This window comes from Natronincola ferrireducens, from assembly GCF_900100845.1.
GTDB classification, from domain to species: Bacteria; Bacillota; Clostridia; order Peptostreptococcales; family Natronincolaceae; genus Natronincola_B; species Natronincola_B ferrireducens.
The window spans coordinates 230,828-252,422 of sequence record NZ_FNFP01000001.1 but is presented as its reverse complement, the minus strand read 5'-3'; the positions used below and the strand labels follow the sequence as shown (position 1 = coordinate 252,422).

Here is a 21,595-nt window from a genome sequence, read left to right as displayed (position 1 = left end):
TACCTACCTCTCCATTATACTATTTTTTACTAAATTTACAATTTTTTAAATATTTATAACCTCTAAAAACTCTCTTCATATACTACAGTAATTGTTATGTGCCAATGTCTTTCTCCAAAGCTTTCTGATTGAGCTATACTAACAACTTGCTTATCTTGGATAAAGAGATTTATTTCCTCTTCTAATTCTTTTCTATTCCTGCCGGAAAAAATTTGTATTTTCATTTCTTTTCCCCCTAAAAACTATTTTATTCTAGTATATGGGGTTATTCTTTTTCTAGGACAGGGATTTTAAATCTATTGTATACATTTATGCCGTCGCTGGACCCTTCAGTGATGGTTCCAAAGGTTTAGTGTTTCCAGTTAGATCAAGTCCATTAATTCTAATTTCTACTTTATTAGTATGAAGGGGTTTGTCCCTTAGAGTCTCTATAGACTATCTATATTATACATGATATTCCTTGTATTTTCATTATTATCACTGACAAGTTGTCATCCTTTATCTTTCTATATTTCTATTTCTATAGCTTTAAAGCCTTTAGAACAATAGTTGCCGCCTCTGCTCTTGTGGTATTGTTCTTTGGTTTAAAACTACCATCGGTATAGCCGGAAATAATATGATGTGCTACTGCGGTTTCTACCATAGCTGCAGCCCATTCAGAAATTTCCTCTGCATCACTGAATGTCCTACCTCCCGACACCATCTCTAAATCCCTTGCTTTTACAAGGATAGTCGTCATTTGTTCCCGGTTAATCTTGTCATTGGTTCCAAAGATTCTATCGTTATAGCCATTTATAATCCCATGACCTTGAGCTGTAGCAATATACTCCTTAGCCCAATGGTTTTGTGTATCATCAAAGAGCTTATCTTCTTTCTTTTCTAGACCAAAAGCCTTTACTATAATCGTGACAAATTCAGCTCTAGTAATATCATCATTTGGCTTAAAGCTACCATTTGTATAGCCCCTAATGACTCCAAGGGATACCAGTTCCTCAATGTATTCTGCCGCCCAATGGTCTTTTATATCCGTTAGATGAAGGGGTAGTATCTCTTTCCCTTCCTCATCTTCTATTTCTTTCTCTTCCTCATCTTCTATTTCTTTCCCTTCCTCGTCTTCTATATCTTTCCCTTCCTCGTCTTCTATTTCTTTCCCTTCCTCGTCTTCTATATCTTTCCCTTCCTCATCTTCTATCTCTTTCCCTTCCTCATCTTCTATCTCTTTCCCTTCCTCATCTTCTATCTCTTTCCCTTCCTCTTCTTCTATTTCTTTCCCTTCCTCGTCTTCTATCTCTTCTTCTTCCTCGTCTTCTATATCTTCTTCTTGCTCCGTTACCCATTCATAAGCCGATATACCCTTTAGTCCTGGTACGGTATAATAGGCTTCTAACTGGCCTGTAAGCCTTACTTTTCTACCTAAGTTATTGGGATTATCCTTTAAATTAAGCAGTGGTCTTAATGATGGGAAGCCAGCAGGTAATTCAACAGGTAAGATTTTCAGGGGATTCCTTTCATCTGGTGAATCTCCTAATGCTAAATTGATAGCTAGGGAAAATGGTTCTTGAAACTGATAAATAGGACCATTGAATACAATTCCTATAATATACCCTTCTACTGTAGCCTCCCCACTATTATTGGCAATAGCCTCTGCTACAGATATTGGTTTAGGTGGCTCTGGCGGAGATATAACCCTTAGAGTATGGATACCTTCTTCGGGATGTCTTACTGTTCCTGTATCATCAGTTGCCACGATATAATAGACAAAATCTTCTGTTATTTCATATCCTGGTATAGCTATTTTATAGGTATTGGCATCCCCTATTGCAGGTATTTTTTTAAAAACATCATCCCTTTGCTTTTTATAGTATACAGCTGTTGTAACAGCTCCTTTACCTCCACTGGTTAGAAAGGGTATTTCCATCTGCTGACCTATTTCTGCAGCTGTAGAGGTAGGTGTATGATAAATCCTCAATTCCTTTTGTTCTATCGGCGCTTCCTGATTTGAAGTTACCACCACATTATCTATTTGAATATGATCCTTTTCTTCATTGGTTTTACGGATGGAAATAATAATTTCTACATCTTCTACCGATTCATCATGGGTGAATTCCCACGTGATCTTCTGCCATTCATCTGTATCAATGGTGATATAGGGGTTGAAGCTTGAGTAGGTTCCTCCTCTGTAAAAATTATTTCTTATTTCTCCTTTTCCTCTAACCCAATATGCAACTGTATATTTTACCTTTTCTTGTATGGAGTAGCTTTGGTTTGTAAATCTCTGCCAGCTAGTACCAGGATTCACTAGCTTTACTGAATAATCTCCACTTTTTACAGAGTTTGTATACTTTTGAATATTTCTTACTGGTATATTGCTTTTTTCACCATACCATCCTGTAGGTTTATCATTATCCCAAACCTCAAAGCTACCATTTAATAGCTGTGTAACAGGTAATGTGACCCCTTGGGCATTTATTCCTTCTAGTACCCCTGTTATACTACTTATCAACAATAATAAAATTATCACTAAACTTAAGTTCTTCTTACCAAACCTTTTTCCCAACCCTATTCCCCCCATTTTGATTTTTATTTGTTTTTATTCGCCGTCGATGTCATTTTATCCTCTTAATTGTAAAATTTTGTATGTTCATGCAAAAAAAATAATCCAGTACTAAACTGGATTACTATTTTTGCTCCACCATGGCAAAGGTTAGGTTAGCAGAACAAGCTAATTCTTCTCCTACATAGGCTTTTCCTTCTGCCTTGCCTATACCTCTCCTAAAGGCGGTAATGGTTACTTCTAGTCTTAAAATGTCTCCAGGGCCCACCTGTTTTCTAAACTTACAGTTGTCAATCCCTGTAAAAACCCCTATTTTCCCTTCACTTTCTTCTCCCACCACACAGGTCAATCCTGCTACTTGGGCCAACGCTTCTACAATGAGGACTCCTGGCATGATGGGCATTTGGGGGAAATGACCTTGGAAAAAAGGTTCATTAATAGTGACATTTTTTATGCCTACAGCAGATTTTCCTGCCTCCATCTCAAGGATTTTATCCACCAATAAAAAGGGATAACGATGGGGTATTTTCTTTTGTATTTCCATAACATTTAGTTCCATAATAAGTCACACCTTTCTTGCTGCCTATGGCAGAATGATTAATGAATAGTGAATAATGAATAATGAAAAAAACAAAACTAAAAGCAAAAAATTATTAATCTTTGCTTTCAATGAACTTGACTCTCATTATTCATTATTCATTTTACATTATTCATTTTACATTATTCATTGTTCTATTGGTTATTCATTATACATTATTCATTGCCCTTATTCATCGTCTTTATTCCTTTTCATTATTCATTATTTCTTAGACAGCTGCTTATATAGTTCTTGGGCAAGACCGATACCTTTCCCCCTGGCCATTTCCTTAGCCATCTCTTCGTCCTGTAGGGATTCATACATATCACGGGCAAAGCTCTTTTCCGTCAGTCCTCCATCAGGAACAGTTCGTCGCATTTGTTTAAGCATGGTATTTAAGAAAATTGACTCAAACTCCCTGCAAACCTCTAATAACTTTTGATCATCTTCAGGGGTTTTCATATTTTCTAGTTTAGATATGTTATCTATATTTATATAAGGATGATTTATTTTCATAGGGAACCAACCTTTCGACGCCCCTTGCGGGGCAAAATTTAAAATTTAAAATGTAAAATGCAAAATTAATAAGTACATCCCTAGAGAAAATGAATTATTCTAGAGAAGTTGGTTTTAACCTTTATTTTTCATTTTGCATTTTTTATTATTCATTTTAAATTTTTGATTTTACATTTTTTACGCTATCTTTTTAGGTTATTTGCCATTCCCAGCATATCATCGGCGGTTTGAATGGTCTTTGAATTAATTTCATAAGCCCTTTGGGCTGTGATCATGCGAACCATCTCATCAATTACTTGGACATTGGAGGTTTCTAGGTAGCCTTGACGGACAGTGCTGGTTCTGTTTTCATCCTCCATAGAAATTGCCTCTCCAGAGGCTATTGTCTCCTTATATAGATTTCTGCCTATATTTTCCAAACCTTCAGGATTGATGAATTTAACCAGCTTAATGGTGGCAATCTCCTCAATCTCCCCATCCTCATTTTCTGCTGTAATGGTGCCCATTTCAGAAATGTTTATGTTTTTCATTCCCTCCATAAAGACGATTTCAGCATCAAATTCTGATAATACCATATATCCCTCTGCCGTTACCAGCCACATCTCATCCATATCAACACTGAGTTTAAAGTTTCCATCCCTCGTGTATACAATCTCCCCTGCAGGGGTTTCCACGGCAAAAAAACCTTCCCCTTCTATAGCTAAATCTAGGGGGTTTTCTGTCTGCTCTAGGTTCCCATTGGTAAAAATTCTAGAGGTTGCCATAGGCATCACTCCATGACCCACCTGTAGGTTTACAGGACTCCCTATTCCTTCATTTAAATCAGATCTTTTCATGGTGGTATATAATAAGTCCTTAAACTCCACCTTCTGCCTTTTATATCCTGTTGTATTGACGTTTGCCAGGTTGTTGGCAATAGTATCAAGATTTAACTGCTGTGATTTCATTCCCGAAGCCGCTGTCCATAAAGCACGCACATTAATCTCCCCCTTTTAAAATCTTAATGAATAGTTAATAGTGAATAATGAATAATGGAAAATCTTTTAAAACCTTCAGTCCTTTTCCTAGTATGCAATCTTTGATTTTTAATCATTGATTGATATCAGCCAAAACTAAAAATTCTTATAGAATCAAGTGTGAGGTTTTAATCTTTTGCCTTTGACTTTCATTATTCATTTTTCATTCTTCATTCTTCATTGCTTTTTAAACTCTCCCGATATCATTTACAGCCTTCTGTAATATTTCATCATAGGCTTGTACCACTTTTTGGTTAGATTCATAAAGTCGTAGTACAGAAATCATGTTGACCATTTCTTCGATAGGGTTAACATTGGAGCCCTCTAGAAAACCCTGTAGTATTTTCCCATCAAAGGGTTCAAGTTGTGGTTGCAACCCTTCCCCTATTTGATAATAGCCTTCTCCGTATTTTCTTAATACATTGGTATTGGTAATATTAACAATATCTATTTGATTTAAAAACATATTGTCTAAAATAATAGCACCATCTTCGTTAATTCTGAAGCCACCTCTATCAAAATCCTCACCTAAAGTAATAGGTCCAAACTCTCCCATTAATAAATATCCTTCTTTTGTGACGATTTGTCCGTTGGTATTTAGTGTAAAGTTACCATTTCGGGTATACATTTCCCCTTGGGGAGTATTAATTCTAAAAAAACCATTGCCTTGTATGGTAATGTCCAAGGGATTCCCTGTTTCTTCTATGGTCCCTTGGTTAAAGTAGGTTTCTATTTTTTCAAGGCGAAGTCCGCTATTTATAGTACCTATCGTATTAAAGCCTGGCCGTGAAAGCAAATTTGCCACTATTTCACCATTGGCCATTACTTGTCCCTGCTGATTCACATCAATATTGTTGTTCCCCACCAATATCCTGTTTCCATTGTTATCCAGTATATAGTTGCCTTGGGAGGTATCCAATTGACCATGAATATTTCTATCATAGGTTCGCAAATAACCTTCCTCATCTACTGCAAAGCTAGTAGTGGAGCTATGACTCTTTCCTAAAGATCCCTCGGCAGTAAAATAGCCGCTTCCTGTAGAAACCCGAAAGCCTTCGCCATCCCTTTCTACATCTACCGCAATATTTCGATTATAGGCTTCTACTGGAAGATGTCCATGAAGCTTTTTCATATAAACCTCTGGAAAGGATTCTGTTATAACAACATCCTTTTTAAAACCAGTGGTATTGACATTAGCGATATTATTGGATGCAACATCTAACTTGTTTTGGCTGGTTCCCATAGCTGATACAGCTGTATATAATCCCCTTAGCATGGCTTTTCACCTCGTTTATTAGAGTACATTGGTACAATAGTTATATCGGTTCCTTCACTACAAATCTTTAGTCCTATATTTTAAAAAAAGACGGAGATTATTCCTCCGCCTTTACCTGCTTATCTTCTACTTCTTCCGTTCTTCATTTCATTTTCTAATATATGTAAAGAATCCAACGCCTTTCCAGTACCATTAGCTACACAAGAAACCGCATCCTCCGCAACCTTTACAGGAACCCCTGTTCTTTCATAGATTAGCTTGTCCAAACCCCATAACAAGGCTCCCCCACCAGTCATAATTACACCTTGGTCGGCGATATCAGAGGCCAGCTCTGGAGGTGTTTTTTCCAGCACAGCATGGACAGCATCTGCTATGGCAGCTACGCTTTCTTCTAATGCCTCCACCATTTCATCACTGCTGACTTCTATATTCACAGGCAACCCAGATACAAGGTTTCTTCCACGGACATTCATAACCACTGCTTCATCTCTTTTGAAGGCTCCCCCAATTTGTATCTTCATTTCTTCTGCTGTTCTTTCACCAATCATAATATTATGCTTCTTACGCATATACCGTATAATGGCCTCATCAAATTTGTCACCAGCAATTTTAATAGAGTTGCTTACAACAATTCCTCCTAAGGAGATGACGGCAATATCACTGGTACCTCCACCAATATCTACAATCATATGGCCATTTGGTTGAGCAATATCTAACCCAGCTCCAATGGCGGCAGCAATTGGCTCTTCTATTAAATAGGTGGTTTTAGCACCAGCCTCATTGGTGGCATCAATAACAGCTCTTTTTTCCACCTCTGTTACACCACTGGGTACACAAACGATGATTTTGGGTTTAAAAATCCATTTTCTTCCTACGGTTTTGCTTATAAAATATTTTAACATTTTTTCTGTAACTTCATAGTCAGAAATAACACCGTCCTTTAGGGGTCTAATGGCTACTATATTTCCTGGTGTTCTTCCCAACATTCTACGGGCCTCTTGTCCCACTGCCAATACACTATTGGTATTTTTATCGATAGCTACCACTGAAGGCTCCTGCATTACAACCCCTTTGCCCTTTACAAAGACCAACACACTGGCAGTTCCTAAATCGATACCGATATCTGAACCGAATCCGAACATTTCTCCCCCACCTTCGCTTCTCATTTTTAGTTAGCGTTAGAGCTTTATAGCATACAACATTTTTATATTCTATATCTGTTGTCAAAATCCTCTTTTCTTTTTACCATTTTTCACAATTATTCTTTTAATGACAAAACCTCCTGTTTTCACAGGAGATTTTTACCCTTTTGCTTCTACTAGTGTATCACTTTTATATTTCATCTTTGTTGCTCTGCCACCTCTTATATGTCTCTCGGCTTTATTTACTTCAAGTATATCTTTTACTTGATTTGCCACTAGAGGGTTTATCTTAGGAAGTCTTTCAGTAACATCCTTATGAACTGTGCTTTTACTAACTCCAAATACCCGAGCGGTTTGTCTGACGGTAGATTCTTCTTCAATAATATACCGGGCTATATCCATAACCCGTTTTTCTATATAGTCCTTCAACTGTGTGACCCCCCTCTATTTTATGTCTTATCTTATAAATATGAGGGGAGGTCGAGATTTAGAATTGTTATTTTTACGGATTTTAAAGGTAAAGGGCAACAGTAGTTATACTTCTCTGTTGCCCTTTCCTATTTAATGAGGGAATGTTATCTATATTTAATTGATTTTTGGCAAATAATTTTGAGGATCTACTGTCTCCCCATTGAGAATGACTTGAAAGTGTAACAGTGGTCCTTCTTCTGTCTTTATGGCAGCTGTTCTGCCTACACCGCTAATAACCTGACCCTTTGTTACCCTTTGTCCCATTTTTACCATAGCATCAGTGGATAAATTACTGTATCTAGTCAATAGTTCATCATCATGCTGCAGGGTAATGGTAATGCCCATAATTGTGTCATTTATTACTTCCACCACTTCCCCATCTAGAACAGCTCTGACGGGGGCCCCCACCTCTGCATGGATATCCATGCCTCTATGGGTGCTCCAATGGTCTAATGTCTTATGATACACCAGTCTGTCTGTTGCATAGGGCAGACCTACCTTCCCTACCACCGGCTGAGTCATAATATAATCTTTGGCTGTTGTAGTGGTAGCAGGTTCTTCCTCCTGCTTTTTAGGACTTTCCTTTAATTCTAAAGGTTGTTTTGGTTTCTCCTGTAAAGCTGTTTCTTCAGCAGGGACTTCTACTTCTGCTGGAGCTTCCTTTGGTTCTTCTGTCTCCCCTATGTTAGCAGCCTCCTGAATATTTTCATCTTCATCAGCATCCTCTTCTACTAGTGTTACCTCCACCCTGTTAAATTCCTCTTCAAGGGGGTTAACATCTTCGTCTGATAAAAAGTATTCTTCTTCCTGCCTTGATACCCAAACAGCTGTTACTAGAACAATAGAAACACATAATAATAAGATAAGATAAAATCCTTGTTTGTCTAGGAATCTGTATAGGGATTTATTTTGTTTTTTGTTGTTGTTATTATTGTTGTTATTGTCGTTTTCAAAGGACATACAATTCCACCTCCATCTGTAATTATCACCTATTTGCGGTAATTTATACACGAAATTAAGCCTGAGTTTTAGATTTAAGCTTAGTTTTTTTATTCTAGATGAAGGAATCCTCTATAAAAGTAAAAAATTCAAGGCCAAAACCAAAATTTAGCCTTCACTAAACCTTAGTCTTAACCTTGATCTTATCGCCTGTAGCTAGTTAATTTACTTAAAGTAATCCCTTGATAATAGTGGCTTAATATCCCTTTAAAGTCACTACCCTGCTCTGCCATGCCATTGGCTCCCCATTGGCTCATACCTACTCCATGGCCATAGCCTCTAGTAGTGAATACAATTTGATTCCCCTTAACATCTACAGTAAAATCTGCGGATCTTAAATCAAATGTCCTCCGAATTTCCGACCCGGTAAAGGTCTTGTTACCAACTTCAATTCTTCTTATGCTGCCCCCTTGATTTTTTTCTAAAATCTTTATTTGCCCAGCAATGTTTCTAGTATTAATTTGAAAGTCTTGCTCCCTACTTTTTAAAGTTCTAATAAAGTCTTCTATGGAAACCTCCTTCGTGTCCACGAGTACAGGAGATCTTTCTTCATAGGGACTGGAAACACTTCTAAGATAAGGCATGGCTGTAGCAAAAACATCCTCAGAGTTTTCTGTTTTACCTCCACTGGTGGAGTGGTAGAGGGGTTCAATGGGCTGCATTTCATAGGTCATAATAATGCCAGCAGTAGAGGCCACCGCCTCCTGAATTTTGGGCCAGTACCTTGTCATCCATATCATCCCATGGCGATTCTTCAACTCTTCTATAGATAACCATTCCTGACAATGGGTATGACTGGTGCAAACACTGGCTCCAGGGTGGGAGGGATGTCCTTCTTTACCCTGGGTCATCTCCCTCCAGATAGCATAGGTCCGAGCTGCCACCGCCTGGGCCTTTAGGGCTTCTAGTTCAAAGCTGGCGGGCATTTCCGATGCTACTACTAGGCTTATATAATCCTCTAGGTATAGCTCCATAATTTCTTTAGTTTCATGATTAAAGACATTAATCTTTAAATCCGACTCCCTTACTTCCTCTCTACTTATACTTCTTCTCTGGGGAACCTGCATATCACAGCTGCTAATAATCAATAATGGTATTAATAGAACAGTGGTCAAAAGTGAAATTCCAGCAAAAAAAATACCCTTCATTTATCTTATCCCCCTGTACTTAATGAATAATAAAAATGGAAGATCTCCCACTTTACATTATTCTTTATTCACTAACTAAAGGTATGATAAGAATGAAGGATTTAGAACTGATTTTTACTCCACTGAGAGGCCTTCATCGGTTCTATAAATCTTGGCACCTAAGCCCCTAAGCTTCTTTTCAATATCTACATAGCCTCTTTCAATATGCTCAATATTGCTGATTTCTGTTATGCCATCCGATACCAAACCAGCTAAAATCAGTGCCGCCCCTGCCCTAAGGTCTGTGGCCTTCACCGGAGCGCCAGTTAATTCCCTTTTGCCTTCTATAATAGCACTTCTGCCTTCTATTTTAATATCAGCACCCATCCTCTTTAACTCACTTACATGCATAAAGCGATTTTCAAATACCGTTTCTATAATAACACTGGTACCCTTTGAAACACTTAATAATGCCATAAATTGAGCCTGCATATCCGTAGGAAATCCTGGATAAGGTAGGGTTTTTATATCTACTGCCTTTGGTATTTTAGGTCCTATAACCCTTATACCATTTCCTTCTTCATAAAGCTCTACATCAATTTCCCTTAACTTAGCAATAACCGGCTTCAAATGATCCGCCATAACATTATCTACTAATACGTTGCCCCCCGTCATGGCAGCAGCTACCATATAGGTTCCTGCCTCTATTCTATCGGGTATGACTGTATGGGTGGTACCGGTTAGCCTTTCCACCCCCATTATTTTTATGGTATCTGTTCCAGCCCCCTTGATTTGGGCACCCATTTTATTTAAATAGTTAGCTAAATCCGTAATTTCTGGTTCCTCTGCTGCATTTTCAATAATAGTCTGTCCTTCCGCTAAAACAGCAGCCATCATAATATTTTCTGTAGCACCTACACTAGGAAAGTCCAAATAAATTTTATTACCTATTAGCTTATCGGCCTTTGCTTCTACAAAGCCATGACCTAAGGTAATCTCTGCCCCCAGGGCTTTGAAGCCTTTTAAATGGAGATCTATGGGTCTTGTGCCAATAGCACAGCCTCCAGGCATAGAAATTCTAGCCTTCCCCATCCGGGCCAATAAAGGTCCCATCACTAAAAAAGAAGCCCGCATTTTTCTAACAAGCTCATAAGGAGCTTCATAATTATCTATTGCATTTGCTCTAATATCAATTTGTTCTCTATTTACCCGCTTTACATCTGCTCCTAAGCTGGTTAGAACCTCACAGATAACATCTACGTCCCGTAAAGGGGGCACATCTTCTAATACGCACTTTTCTGTAGCCAACAGAGTTGCTGCTAAAATAGGTAATACAGAGTTTTTTGCACCACTTACCCGAACAGTACCCTTTAATGGTTGACTTTTTTCAACAACTATTTTTGCCAATATCTACGCCTCACTTTCCATAGATGCCAAAATACAATTTGGTTAGTAGGTCAGGGTAATCAAAGGGTTGGCAATGTATAGATAAGTCTTTCCTTCATAGTGGTTATAGCGCATCGCCAAGTGAAGGTTCACTTTGTTATTTCCGTAGTGGATAGCTTCTGGAATAATTGGTGTATATGCAGTAGTACTTATATATAATTCCTGGCCAACTTCTTCTACTTTTCTTCCTTTTACGGAATCAATCAATTGATCTATTTTTTCTTTGCTTTCTTCCCACGACATTTTTTTATCGTAGGTCCCCACTAGATTAATGGTTGTTTCTATATTTTTTCCATATCTACCTAGTATTAACTGATTTTGATTACTCTTCTCCACTATCTCTTTATACCTTTTATTCTGTATGATGTCAATAATAATATACGAGGTTTTTTCTTCTTGAATTTCTGCTGAATATACTTTAAATGTAATGGTATCTCCATTTTTATCGGTGTTTGTTGCTATTATTTGCTTCATATAACAATCTGAAAATTCATGGATAAAAAGGATATTTTCATCCTTTTCTGTAGCCCCATTATTATAAAATAGCTGATCCTCATCCTCTAGTCTTACTTCCTTTATATTATCTAATCCCAATTGTTTTTTTATTTCTTCTTTAATTTTATATACTTCTTCCTCTGTCCATAATGTATTGGGGACTTCCAGTGTCGTATTGATATTACTTTCTAATATATCTGCTCCACTTTTTGCAAAAATAAATTCTATTGGGCTATCTATAGTGGTTTCATTACTGCTACTTGTGATGGCGGATGCTATATAAAAAAAGCTTAAAAACAATAAAATAGTAAGTCCTATGTTGCATATTTTTTTCATCTTTATAACTCCTTTCCACATCTTCCTTCAATAAATATGGATAAAAAAGAGAAGAGATTAAACCTGTAAGTATGATGTTAAAGGGGGACGAAAAACATCCTTACTACATTTTAATCTCTTCCCTTTGTAGTTGAAGTATTGACAGGAAGAAAAGGAGCTATACTTGAGAAACATAAAATATAAAATTTAAAATGTAAAATCTAAACCAATTTAAAATCTAAAAAGCTAAAAAATTTGTATTTAGCCTAATTTTTTAGCTTTTAACTTTAATTTTTAATTTTTAATTTTTAATTTCTCATGTAGAAAGACAAAGTCTTTCTACATGAGGGGTCCCCCATCCTCATCCCTTCTACAGGCACCGCAGTATAAACCCATCATTTTATCTAGAAAAGATAGCTTTTTAAATCCCTTTATGGCTTCAGGCTCTAATTGCTGTAGCTCTGTATAGCAATCACTGCAAAGTTCCTTATGCTTTATATGTTTAAACTTTTCTGGTAATTCTTTAATCTCAAAGATTACATCTTCTCGTTCTACTGCACTGCGACTAGCCACCACCACCCCCATGGCCTCTTTTTCATTGGTGGCTATAGACTTATATTCTTTGTCCATTTCCTTTGCCAGTTTCATATAATTTATCATAATGTCCATAGGAATATTGTTATTAACGATCAGCATTTCCCCCATAGGATCTTGGAGACCTTTTCTAACTGCAGAAAGAGCTTCTGGTTTTCTAGCATCCTCCATCGTTAAACCTAAAATAATCCGTTCCCTAAACTCCCCTAACCACTTCTTTTTTTCTTCAGGTTTAATTTGGGGCGTTCCCTTCAAGGCAAATTCTATCGTTCTTTCTAGTTCATTTTTTTTTGACATATGTATACCACCCTTTTTTAATGAATAGTGAATAATTAATAATGAATAATGAAAACCAAAACCTTTTACCTTTCATTATTTGTTTTTCCATTATTCATTATTCATTCTCTTTTGCTTTTCCACTATTCATTACTTTTTTTGGTTTTTATTAGATTTGTCAACTATCCACAAATAGTATATAATATAGTTTGGAAATTCAAAGTATCAACCCCTTGAATGGAGGTTATCTTTTATGAAAATTATAACTAAAGCAGATATAGGATTGATTATCGTTATACTTCTTTTAAGCATTACTTCTGTTTTTGCCGTACCGAAACTCCTAGCAACAGAAGGGAATGGTAAGGAAATTGTTGTGAATTTAGACGGTGAAGTTATCCATCGCTTTCCTATGATTGAAGGGGAGGAATCTCAGTTTATTGAATTTCCCTTTACAGTAAATAATGTTGAATACACAGGAAAGCTGGAAATCAAGGATGGCTATGTAAGACTCCATAGACTCCCCGATGAAATTTCTCCCCTATCTATCCATGCTGATATGGGATGGATTCGAGAGTCCTATCAGATGATTGTCAGTCTACCTATCAAAATGTATATTACATTGGAGGATACCGTAGAAGAAGAATCAGTTTTTGATATTATTGTTTATTAAAAAGCAAGGGAAGTATAATCACCCCCCTTGCTTTTTTTATGTCTTATTTCACTTATCTTTTTCTAATTTCAGAAACCTCTAGCCTATTGATAGCTTTTTTTAAGGCTATTTCTGCCCTTATTGTGTCGATTCCTGATCCATCAGCCACCAAACGCTTTTCAGCCCTTTGCTTTGCCTCCTCTGCCCTTTGGATATCGATCTCCTCCGGCCATTCAGCAGCATCAGCAATAATGGTGGTTGCACCTTGAACTACCTTTACAAATCCCCCAGCAATAGCAGCCTCCTTAAGGCTACCATCCTTTTTGATTTTAATTTTACCAATTTTTAAAGGTGCTACCATAGAAATATGTTCATCCAATATTCCTACGTCCCCTTCAGTGGTTCGTACTACCGCCATTTCTACTTCATCATCGTAAAACATCCTATCGGGGGTTACGATTTCTAGATGAAATTTGGAAGCCATTTTATCACCTACTTCCCTTATTCACTGGTTTTAGCTTTCTCTCTTGCTTCTTCTATAGTACCTACAAATAGGAAGGCTGATTCCGGTAAATCATCATGCTTTCCATCTAATATTTCCTTAAAGCCTCGGATCGTTTCCTTTAATGGTACATACTTTCCTGCCATCCCCGTAAACTGTTCAGCAACATGGAAGGGCTGAGATAAGAAACGTTGAATTTTTCTAGCTCTAGAAACAATTAATTTATCTTCATCAGAAAGTTCGTCCATACCAAGAATAGCAATGATATCCTGTAATTCCTTATATCTTTGTAATACCTCTTGAACACCCCGGGCTACTTCATAGTGCTCTTCCCCCACCACTACTGGATCAAGAATCCTTGAGTTGGAGTCCAATGGATCCACCGCTGGATAAATACCTAGCTCGGCAATTTGTCTTGAAAGTACAGTTGTAGCATCTAAGTGGGCAAAGGTTGTAGCTGGAGCAGGGTCTGTTAAGTCATCGGCAGGTACATATACCGCCTGTACAGAAGTAATAGAACCCTTCTTGGTAGAAGTAATTCTCTCCTGTAGGGCACCCATCTCTGTCGCCAGCGTTGGCTGATAACCAACGGCACTTGGCATACGGCCTAGAAGGGCTGAAACCTCACTTCCTGCTTGAGTAAATCGGAAGATGTTATCAATAAATAGAAGTACGTCCTGTCCCTCTTGATCCCTGAAATATTCCGCCATGGTAAGTCCTGTTAAACCAACCCTCATCCTAGCTCCAGGAGGCTCATTCATCTGGCCATATACTAGGGTTGTCTTATCAATAACACCGGATTCTATCATTTCATGATAAAGGTCATTACCTTCCCTTGTTCTCTCTCCAACCCCTGCAAATACTGAAAGTCCACCATGCTCTTTAGCGATATTGTTGATAAGCTCCATAATTAATACTGTCTTACCAACCCCAGCACCTCCGAAGAGACCGATTTTTCCACCCTTTGAATAGGGGGCAATCAAGTCAACAACCTTGATACCAGTTTCTAGAATTTCTGTTCCCGTCTCCTGATCTTCAAAGCTTGGAGCTTGACGATGGATAGGTGCATGGAATTCAGAGGTTACTTCCTCCTTCTCATCCACCACTTCACCTAGTACGTTAAATATTCTACCTAATGTAGCTTTTCCCACCGGAACGGTGATGGGGGCTCCTGTATCTTTAGCCTCCATACCCCTCATTAACCCATCTGTAGAGTTCATGGCAACACATCTTACCGTATCATCTCCGATATGCTGGGCCACCTCCACCGTCACCCTGTGTCTAGGGCCTTCTATGACGATGGCACTCAAAAGGGCTGGTAGGTTTTCACTGCTGAATCTTATATCTACAACTGGTCCAATGATTTGCACCAATTTACCTACATTTCCTTCAGGCATTACATTACCTCCTCTGCCGCCTATAGCGGAATTAAAAATTAAAAATTGAAAATGTAAAATTGAAACCCCAAAGCATCATACTGCCAACTATTTTATTAGCAGTAGCTTTCATTTTTGAATCGGTTTTCATTTTTCATTTTTCATTGTCTTTTACTTCAGCGCCTCTGCACCACCAACGATTTCTGCAATTTCTTGGGTGATGGCAGCCTGACGGGCACGATTGTATTTTAATTGTAATTTATCAATCATCTCAGTAGCATTATCAGTAGCACTTTCCATAGCAACCCTTCTAGCCCCCTGCTCACTGGTGGAGGATTCAATAAGGGCTCCATAAATCATGCTATCAATATACTTAGGTATCAAGAAGTTCAACACCGCCTCTGGGGAAGGCTCATAGGACATGAATTCCTCGTCCTCTGATACCGTCTTGGTTTCCCCTTCTTCAGCTGTTGCCTCTATAGGCAATAGCTTTACCAGCCTAGGCTTTTGGTTAATGGTGCTGACAAACTCCGTATACACTAAGTACACTTCATCCACCAATTGTTGTTTGTAAAGCTCAATGGATAGCTTTCCTACACTTTGGGCTTCTGTGAAGGAAGGATCTTCAGAAATATGGGTGAACTCCCCATCCAAGTCATACTGTCTCTTTCTAAAGAAATCCCTGCCTTTTTGACCTATGGCTATTACGGAAACCCTTTCCTTTTCTTCCATATGATTGACGGCAGCCTTTATGACATTGGTATTATAGCCACCACACAATCCTCTATCGGCAGTAATGACAATATAACCCGTCTTTTTAACATCACGGGGCTTTAAAAACTCATGCTGTATCCCTTTAGTGGAGGAGATGATTTCTTCAACTGTTCTACCAATTGTAGTAAAATAGGGTCTGGTTTTTTCTAGCCTTTCTCTAGCCTTTCTTAGCTTAGCCGAAGAAACCAGCTCCATTGCCTTTGTAATTTGTTTTGTACTGTTTACACTTTTAATACGTCTTTTTATATCCCGCATTCCTAATCCAGCCAATGTATCACCTCCCGATTACTGGGCTTTAAACTTCTTTTTGAACTCCTCTAGGGCTGTCTTTAGCTGTTCTTCCGTTTCCCCTTCAAGCTTACCAGTCTCTACAATCGTTCTACCTATCTCAGCATATTGTGTATTGACAAACTTTATGAATTCTTCTTCAAACTCCCCTACCTGTTCCACTTCAATATCAGCAAGATATTTATTGGTAACAGCATAGATAATCATAACTTGGTTTTCTACTGGTACAGGTTGATATTGGGGCTGTTTTAAAACCTCAACAATTCTTTCCCCTTGGGCCAATCTTGCTTGGGTTTCTTTATCCAGCTCAGAACCAAATTGAGCAAAGGCCGCCAATTCCCTATATTGAGCCAATTCAAGACGAAGCTTTCCTGCAACCTTTTTCATAGCCTTGATTTGGGCACTACCCCCAACCCTTGATACAGAAATCCCAGCATTTACCGCTGGACGAACCCCTGAGTGGAATAACTCTGACTCTAGGAAAATCTGTCCATCAGTAATGGAGATAACATTGGTTGGGATATAGGCAGAAACGTCTCCCGCTTGGGTTTCTATAAGAGGTAGCGCTGTTAGAGAACCTGCTCCCCTTTCATCGCTTAGCTTAGCCGCCCTCTCCAATAATCTACTATGAAGATAGAATACATCTCCAGGATAAGCCTCCCGTCCTGGTGGACGTCTTAATAGCAAGGACATGGCACGATAAGCAACAGCATGCTTTGATAAATCATCATAGATAATCAAAACGTGCTTTCCATTATCCATAAACTCTTCTCCCATAGCGCATCCAGCATAGGGGGCAATATATTGCAACGGTGCCAGTTCACTGGCGGTGGCTGACACAACGATGGTATAATCCATGGCACCATTTTTCTCAAGAGTATCTTGAATTTGTGCCACAGTAGATTTTTTCTGACCAATGGCTACATAAATACAAATAACATCTGTATTTTTTTGATTAATAATGGTATCTATGGCGATAGCAGTCTTTCCAGTCTGTCTATCTCCGATAATAAGCTCCCTTTGACCCCTTCCAATAGGAATCATGGAGTCAATAGCTTTTATTCCTGTTTGCAGGGGCTCATGTACGGATTTTCTAGCGATAATCCCTGGAGCAACCCTTTCAATTTCTCTATATTTATCGGTGTTAATGGGACCCTTGCCATCTATAGGCTGACCTAATGCATTTACAACACGTCCTAAAAGAGCATCTCCTACTGGAACCTCTACGATTCTTTCAGTACGTTTTACGATGTCTCCTTCTTTAATCGTATCATCTGAACCTAAAAGTACGCATCCTACGTTGTCCTCCTCTAGGTTCAAGGTCATACCGTAGACATCACCTGGAAATTGTAAAAGCTCACCAGCCATACATTTTTCCAGACCATGAATTCTTGCTATCCCATCACCAACCTGAATAACAGTTCCAACGTCCTTCATCTCAAGCTTGTTTTCATACCTTTTAATCTGCTCTTTAATCACTGAGCTAATCTCTTCAGGTCTGAGATTCATGTGATATCACCCCTATTCCTATAATATAACTTGCGACAACTGCTGCTTCATCTGCCCAAGTCGATTTTTCAGTGTGCCATCAATGACCTTGTCCCCCATTTTTATGAGGACACCACCAATGACTTCTTCTTCTACTTTATTGTTTAGTTTAACGTTTTTGCCAGAGGCCATTGAAAGCTGTACCTGTAGTTTTAACAGGGTTTCCTGCTCCAATGGGAAGGCAGTAATAGCCACAGCTTCCACCATATTTTTAGAAGCATCCGCCATTTTGCTAAATTCCTTGATAATTTCTTGAAGATCTCTTGTTCGTCTTTTGTCCACCAAAATATAAAGGAAGTTTAAAACTTCAACACTAACCTTATCTTTAAAAATGTTTGTCAAAACTTCCTTTTTTTCGCTGGATTTAATCAACGGTGTATTTAATAGTTTCTCAAAGTCTTTATTTTCCTTAAGACATTCTCCTATAAAATCCATCTCTTCTCTTACAGGCTGAAGATTATTATCCTCTTGGGCAACTTCAAATAGGGCGCCGGCATATCGTTTTGCTACTAATTCTGCCATTGTGTTTCCCCTACCTCTTTTATAAATTCTTCAACCATCTTTTGATGGGTTGTTTGATTTAGTTCTTCTTCAATCACTTTAGAAGCCGCCATAATTGCCAATGTAGAGATTTGATCCTTTAATTCATTTACTGCTTTTTGTCTTTCTCTTTCAATGTCCTGACGACCCCTATCAATAACCTTTTGGGCCTCCATTTCTGCAGTCTTTATGATTTCATCGCTTCTTTCTTCAGCACGTTTTGTAGCTTCTCGAATGATTTCGTTTCTTTCTTCCTTTATATCAGCTAACTTACCTTCATACTGAGCCTTTAAGGCTTCAACCTCTTTATTCTTATTGGCTGCATCCTCAAGGGCACTTTCTATACCCTTTGTTCTATTATCCATGAACTCTGTAGCCGGCTTAAATAAAAAACGTCTCAGGACAATGAAGATAATCAGTGTATTAACTAACTGAAAGAAAAAGGTCCAACTAAATTCCACTAATCCTTGATGCATAATTTACTGCCTCCTTTCTTGGACTAAGTGTATTCTTAGCCTATAATAGGTTGATTAGTGGGTTTGCAAATAGTAAAATTAACGCAATAATCAAACCGTAAATACCAGTTGTCTCAGCAACAGCAGCACCTAAAAGCATAGTTCTTACGATATCACCTTGAGCTTCTGGTTGTCTTCCAACACCTTCTGCACCTTTACCAGCAGCGTATCCTTGTCCTATTCCAGGTCCAATACCTGCGATCATCGCTAATCCTGCACCTATAGCTGAAGCTGCTAACACTAATGCTCTACCTGTAATTGGTTCCATAATATAATTCCTCCTTCAAAATATTGTTATTGTAATTTAAAACAAATCTTTTATTTTTGGTTTTTGTTTCGGCTGTACTTATGTAACAGTCGGTTTTAAAATTCAAATCACTTGTATTCGGCTAACTTAGCCTTGGCCTTGACCTTAGCCTTTTATAGTAGTCCTACAAGGGGATTTGCAAACATAAGAATCAAAGCTATAATCATGGCATAGATTCCCGTTGTTTGAGCCACCGCTTGACCTAAAAACATGGTTCTTACTACTGCTGATTGATGCTTAGGTCTTTTACCTACCATTTCTGTCCCTTTACCGGCAGCATAACCCTGACCTATTCCAGGTCCTATGCCGGCGATCATAGAAAGACCAGCACCGATGGCAGATGCTGCCACAATGATAGCTGCTCCCTGTATGTTTACCAAAGGATTAGCAAACAGCATAATCAAAGCAATAACCAGAGATAGGATTCCAGAGGTTTCAGCTACAGCGGCCCCCAACAGCATAATCATAGTTGCCTGCCTTCCACTTTTAGGGTTGTAGCTTACAGCTTCAGCCCCCTTGCCGGCGGCATAGCCTTGACCCACTCCTGGACCAATTCCTGCTATCATAGCTAGACCTGCGCCTAAGGCAGATGCCGCTAAAATCAAGGCCCTTCGATCAAAGGACATAAGCCATTCTAAAAACTGCATAATAAAGTTTGTGTTTTCCAAAGTTTCACCCCCTTAGGGAATAGAATACCTTTAATCCATCGCAATTGAAATAAATACCATTGATAGCATAACAAAAATAAAGCTTTGAAGGACCCCTGCAAAGACGTCAAAGTATAAGTGAAATACTACAGGAATACCGGCCTGGAATATAGGGAAAATCCCTAATCCTATCATGCTGCTTAATCCTATCAAGCCACCATAGAGTAATGACATAATGATCAAGCCACCTACAATGTTACCAAATAAACGGAAGGATAGAGATATAGGTGTAGCCAGCTCTCCTATAATGTTTAAGGGTAACAAGAAGGGCATTGGTTCTAAAAATCCCTTCAGATATGTTCCTGCTCCTTTACGCTTTACTCCAAAAGAGTGAATCATAATAAAGGTTAGGAGTGCTAAAGCAAAGGTTGTGTTAATATCCGCTGTTGGCGGCCTAAGACCTAATAGTCCTAGTAGGTTGGCAAATAATAAAAATATCATTAGGGTTCCCATGTAGCTTCCAAAAAACTTTTTGTCCTCCCCCATGGTTTGAATCGTCAGTTTGTTGATGGCATCTACTAGGACTTCCACTACGTTTTGTTTGCCTCTAGGGACCTTTTTAAAGGTTTTGCCTCCTAAGATGGCCAGCACCGTCAGAGCAATCATAATAATCCATGTGTTCACTACGGTTTCTGTAATAGGGATACCTCCTAAAATAGGAATCTCAAAAATGACTTTTGGGCCAAACTCCATTTATTTTGCCTCCTTTCTTTTGAATATATTTTTAAAATATTGCTTATCGTTGAACAATTCTTTTTGTAAAACAACAAGCTTTAATGTTATTACACCTAAAATAGTACCAAAACTATGAATGTAATCGGCTTTAATAGATATATACAATATCATCCCCATAATAAAGTACCGCAGCATATATCTTGATGTGGTATAAACACGGGCTTGATGGGGAGCCATTTCCACAGCCTTCTTTAGGGTAAGGAAAAGCAACCTAAAGTTCAAGAGGGACATAATGGTGCCAAACAGCAGACCTGTTAAAAACATCATCGGCGAATTTACAAAAAAAATCCCCACAATCCCTATTATTGTGTTTAATAACAACACACCCTTTACAATTTTCACTTGAGTATCCCATAATGAACTCATGTCATCACTTCCTTTGATGCTTTTTGACGTCCTTGGTTGCCACCTTAAAAAGATTTATAAAGGCAACAGCAACCCCTATTACGATAAAGATAAATAAAGCTATGGGTTGAGTCTGTAGTCTAGCGTCAAGCCACCGCCCTGCAAAAACCCCACCCAAAATAGGTACAGTCATGGATATGCCAATATAACTAACTAAGGTTAAGTTTTCTAGTACATGTCCTTTTCTCTTTTGTGGCATTTCCTTCTCTCCATTATAGTTAATTTTATTACCCTATATACCAACATTAGTATTTATTATAGCATAACTTTATTATATAGAATATATCAGCGAAAAACTTTTTGCAATATTGTAAATTATAAAAAATTTGATTAAAACCGTTTTATTATTTTCCACTATTTGTTAAAACTTAGACAATTGTGTCGTGACGGATTATGTCTGAAAATATCGAATGTTTTTATAGCTTAATTATATCATGGGTTAATT

General features: G+C 38.2%; 25 protein-coding genes. 1 reads left to right on the top strand and 24 read right to left on the bottom strand.

Features of this window, described 5'->3' with window-relative positions; all coding sequences use genetic code 11:
• Positions 1-62 precede the first annotated feature (62 nt).
• The 13 genes from BLS22_RS14905 to BLS22_RS01075 form a co-directional block, all read right to left on the bottom strand.
• Positions 63-224, bottom strand: a complete 162-nt coding sequence (locus BLS22_RS14905) for a hypothetical protein (RefSeq protein WP_176761995.1) — start codon at positions 222-224, stop codon at positions 63-65.
• Between the two features lie 296 nt (positions 225-520).
• Positions 521-2,557 (bottom strand): S-layer homology domain-containing protein, encoded by a 2,037-nt coding sequence (locus BLS22_RS01130; RefSeq protein WP_090549105.1) that lies wholly within the window; start codon positions 2,555-2,557, stop codon positions 521-523.
• 121 nt (positions 2,558-2,678) lie between these two features.
• Positions 2,679-3,113 (bottom strand): 3-hydroxyacyl-ACP dehydratase FabZ, encoded by a 435-nt coding sequence (gene fabZ / locus BLS22_RS01125; protein WP_090549102.1) that lies wholly within the window; start codon positions 3,111-3,113, stop codon positions 2,679-2,681.
• Between the two features lie 240 nt (positions 3,114-3,353).
• Positions 3,354-3,647, bottom strand: a complete 294-nt coding sequence (locus BLS22_RS01120) for a rod-binding protein (protein WP_090549099.1) — start codon at positions 3,645-3,647, stop codon at positions 3,354-3,356.
• A gap of 182 nt (positions 3,648-3,829) precedes the next feature.
• The gene (flgG, locus tag BLS22_RS01115; RefSeq protein ID WP_090549096.1) at positions 3,830-4,624 is read right to left on the bottom strand and encodes a flagellar basal-body rod protein FlgG; all 795 of its coding nucleotides are present in this window, start codon (positions 4,622-4,624) and stop codon (positions 3,830-3,832) included.
• A gap of 226 nt (positions 4,625-4,850) precedes the next feature.
• Positions 4,851-5,939, bottom strand: coding sequence for a flagellar hook-basal body protein (locus BLS22_RS01110; protein ID WP_090549093.1), 1,089 nt, complete (start codon positions 5,937-5,939; stop codon positions 4,851-4,853).
• 119 nt (positions 5,940-6,058) lie between these two features.
• A complete protein-coding gene (gene mreB / locus BLS22_RS01105; RefSeq protein WP_090549090.1) occupies positions 6,059-7,081 on the bottom strand; it encodes a rod shape-determining protein in 1,023 nt (340 codons plus the stop codon).
• 159 nt (positions 7,082-7,240) lie between these two features.
• Positions 7,241-7,510, bottom strand: a complete 270-nt coding sequence (gene spoIIID / locus BLS22_RS01100; RefSeq protein WP_090549086.1) for a sporulation transcriptional regulator SpoIIID — start codon at positions 7,508-7,510, stop codon at positions 7,241-7,243.
• Between the two features lie 156 nt (positions 7,511-7,666).
• Entirely contained in the window at positions 7,667-8,512 is an 846-nt protein-coding gene (locus BLS22_RS01095) for a M23 family metallopeptidase (RefSeq protein ID WP_090549083.1), read from the bottom strand.
• Positions 8,513-8,694: 182 nt separating this feature from the next.
• Positions 8,695-9,699, bottom strand: a complete 1,005-nt coding sequence (gene spoIID, locus BLS22_RS01090; RefSeq protein WP_090549080.1) for a stage II sporulation protein D — start codon at positions 9,697-9,699, stop codon at positions 8,695-8,697.
• Between the two features lie 114 nt (positions 9,700-9,813).
• Entirely contained in the window at positions 9,814-11,085 is a 1,272-nt protein-coding gene (gene murA, locus BLS22_RS01085) for a UDP-N-acetylglucosamine 1-carboxyvinyltransferase (protein WP_176761994.1), read from the bottom strand.
• A gap of 42 nt (positions 11,086-11,127) precedes the next feature.
• Entirely contained in the window at positions 11,128-11,955 is an 828-nt protein-coding gene (locus BLS22_RS01080; protein ID WP_176761993.1) for a YwmB family TATA-box binding protein, read from the bottom strand.
• 318 nt (positions 11,956-12,273) lie between these two features.
• Positions 12,274-12,825, bottom strand: coding sequence for a YueI family protein (locus tag BLS22_RS01075; protein ID WP_090549069.1), 552 nt, complete (start codon positions 12,823-12,825; stop codon positions 12,274-12,276).
• Between the two features lie 232 nt (positions 12,826-13,057).
• Here BLS22_RS01075 and BLS22_RS01070 point away from each other — a divergent pair, with 232 nt between their 5' ends.
• Positions 13,058-13,474 carry a NusG domain II-containing protein gene (locus BLS22_RS01070; RefSeq protein ID WP_090549067.1) on the top strand — a complete coding sequence of 139 codons (417 nt, stop codon included), beginning with the start codon at positions 13,058-13,060 and terminating at the stop codon, positions 13,472-13,474.
• A gap of 52 nt (positions 13,475-13,526) precedes the next feature.
• Here BLS22_RS01070 and BLS22_RS01065 read toward each other — a convergent pair whose 3' ends face one another.
• The 11 genes from BLS22_RS01065 to BLS22_RS01015 all read right to left on the bottom strand — a co-directional run bounded on the left by BLS22_RS01065 (position 13,527) and on the right by BLS22_RS01015 (position 21,349).
• Positions 13,527-13,937, bottom strand: a complete 411-nt coding sequence (locus BLS22_RS01065) for a F0F1 ATP synthase subunit epsilon (protein ID WP_090549064.1) — start codon at positions 13,935-13,937, stop codon at positions 13,527-13,529.
• A 17-nt stretch (positions 13,938-13,954) separates the two neighbouring features.
• The gene (atpD, locus tag BLS22_RS01060) at positions 13,955-15,352 is read right to left on the bottom strand and encodes a F0F1 ATP synthase subunit beta (RefSeq protein ID WP_090549061.1); all 1,398 of its coding nucleotides are present in this window, start codon (positions 15,350-15,352) and stop codon (positions 13,955-13,957) included.
• Positions 15,353-15,502: 150 nt separating this feature from the next.
• On the bottom strand, positions 15,503-16,375 hold the full coding sequence (gene atpG / locus BLS22_RS01055) for an ATP synthase F1 subunit gamma (protein WP_244269428.1): 873 nt from the start codon (positions 16,373-16,375) through the stop codon (positions 15,503-15,505).
• Between the two features lie 15 nt (positions 16,376-16,390).
• The gene (gene atpA, locus BLS22_RS01050) at positions 16,391-17,902 is read right to left on the bottom strand and encodes a F0F1 ATP synthase subunit alpha (RefSeq protein WP_090549058.1); all 1,512 of its coding nucleotides are present in this window, start codon (positions 17,900-17,902) and stop codon (positions 16,391-16,393) included.
• An 18-nt stretch (positions 17,903-17,920) separates the two neighbouring features.
• The gene (locus BLS22_RS01045; protein ID WP_090549055.1) at positions 17,921-18,463 is read right to left on the bottom strand and encodes a F0F1 ATP synthase subunit delta; all 543 of its coding nucleotides are present in this window, start codon (positions 18,461-18,463) and stop codon (positions 17,921-17,923) included.
• A complete protein-coding gene (gene atpF / locus BLS22_RS01040; protein WP_090549052.1) occupies positions 18,451-18,957 on the bottom strand; it encodes a F0F1 ATP synthase subunit B in 507 nt (168 codons plus the stop codon). Before atpF ends, BLS22_RS01045 begins: the two co-directional genes overlap by 13 nt.
• A gap of 40 nt (positions 18,958-18,997) precedes the next feature.
• The gene (atpE, locus tag BLS22_RS01035; RefSeq protein ID WP_090549049.1) at positions 18,998-19,264 is read right to left on the bottom strand and encodes an ATP synthase F0 subunit C; all 267 of its coding nucleotides are present in this window, start codon (positions 19,262-19,264) and stop codon (positions 18,998-19,000) included.
• A gap of 152 nt (positions 19,265-19,416) precedes the next feature.
• Positions 19,417-19,971 carry an ATP synthase F0 subunit C gene (atpE, locus tag BLS22_RS01030; protein ID WP_244269427.1) on the bottom strand — a complete coding sequence of 185 codons (555 nt, stop codon included), beginning with the start codon at positions 19,969-19,971 and terminating at the stop codon, positions 19,417-19,419.
• Positions 19,972-20,001: 30 nt separating this feature from the next.
• The gene (gene atpB / locus BLS22_RS01025; RefSeq protein WP_090549046.1) at positions 20,002-20,703 is read right to left on the bottom strand and encodes a F0F1 ATP synthase subunit A; all 702 of its coding nucleotides are present in this window, start codon (positions 20,701-20,703) and stop codon (positions 20,002-20,004) included.
• The gene (locus BLS22_RS01020; RefSeq protein WP_090549044.1) at positions 20,704-21,111 is read right to left on the bottom strand and encodes an ATP synthase subunit I; all 408 of its coding nucleotides are present in this window, start codon (positions 21,109-21,111) and stop codon (positions 20,704-20,706) included.
• Positions 21,112-21,115: 4 nt separating this feature from the next.
• Positions 21,116-21,349: an AtpZ/AtpI family protein gene (locus tag BLS22_RS01015; RefSeq protein WP_090549042.1), complete on the bottom strand. Its 234-nt coding sequence runs from the start codon at positions 21,347-21,349 to the stop codon at positions 21,116-21,118.
• Positions 21,350-21,595: the final 246 nt, after the last annotated feature.

Coding starts and splice junctions, on each gene's coding strand:
- BLS22_RS14905 (WP_176761995.1), bottom strand. CDS start 224: ATGAAAATACAAATTTTTTCCGGCAGGAATAGAAAAGAATTAGAAGAG.
- fabZ (WP_090549102.1), bottom strand. CDS start 3,113: ATGGAACTAAATGTTATGGAAATACAAAAGAAAATACCCCATCGTTAT.
- BLS22_RS01120 (WP_090549099.1), bottom strand. CDS start 3,647: ATGAAAATAAATCATCCTTATATAAATATAGATAACATATCTAAACTA.
- BLS22_RS01110 (WP_090549093.1), bottom strand. CDS start 5,939: ATGCTAAGGGGATTATATACAGCTGTATCAGCTATGGGAACCAGCCAA.
- mreB (WP_090549090.1), bottom strand. CDS start 7,081: ATGTTCGGATTCGGTTCAGATATCGGTATCGATTTAGGAACTGCCAGT.
- BLS22_RS01095 (WP_090549083.1), bottom strand. CDS start 8,512: ATGTCCTTTGAAAACGACAATAACAACAATAATAACAACAACAAAAAA.
- spoIID (WP_090549080.1), bottom strand. CDS start 9,699: ATGAAGGGTATTTTTTTTGCTGGAATTTCACTTTTGACCACTGTTCTA.
- BLS22_RS01080 (WP_176761993.1), bottom strand. CDS start 11,955: ATGAAAAAAATATGCAACATAGGACTTACTATTTTATTGTTTTTAAGC.
- BLS22_RS01075 (WP_090549069.1), bottom strand. CDS start 12,825: ATGTCAAAAAAAAATGAACTAGAAAGAACGATAGAATTTGCCTTGAAG.
- BLS22_RS01070 (WP_090549067.1), top strand. CDS start 13,058: ATGAAAATTATAACTAAAGCAGATATAGGATTGATTATCGTTATACTT.
- BLS22_RS01065 (WP_090549064.1), bottom strand. CDS start 13,937: ATGGCTTCCAAATTTCATCTAGAAATCGTAACCCCCGATAGGATGTTT.
- atpD (WP_090549061.1), bottom strand. CDS start 15,352: ATGCCTGAAGGAAATGTAGGTAAATTGGTGCAAATCATTGGACCAGTT.
- atpA (WP_090549058.1), bottom strand. CDS start 17,902: ATGAATCTCAGACCTGAAGAGATTAGCTCAGTGATTAAAGAGCAGATT.
- BLS22_RS01045 (WP_090549055.1), bottom strand. CDS start 18,463: ATGGCAGAATTAGTAGCAAAACGATATGCCGGCGCCCTATTTGAAGTT.
- atpF (WP_090549052.1), bottom strand. CDS start 18,957: ATGCATCAAGGATTAGTGGAATTTAGTTGGACCTTTTTCTTTCAGTTA.
- atpE (WP_090549049.1), bottom strand. CDS start 19,264: ATGGAACCAATTACAGGTAGAGCATTAGTGTTAGCAGCTTCAGCTATA.
- atpB (WP_090549046.1), bottom strand. CDS start 20,703: ATGGAGTTTGGCCCAAAAGTCATTTTTGAGATTCCTATTTTAGGAGGT.
- BLS22_RS01020 (WP_090549044.1), bottom strand. CDS start 21,111: ATGAGTTCATTATGGGATACTCAAGTGAAAATTGTAAAGGGTGTGTTG.
- BLS22_RS01015 (WP_090549042.1), bottom strand. CDS start 21,349: ATGCCACAAAAGAGAAAAGGACATGTACTAGAAAACTTAACCTTAGTT.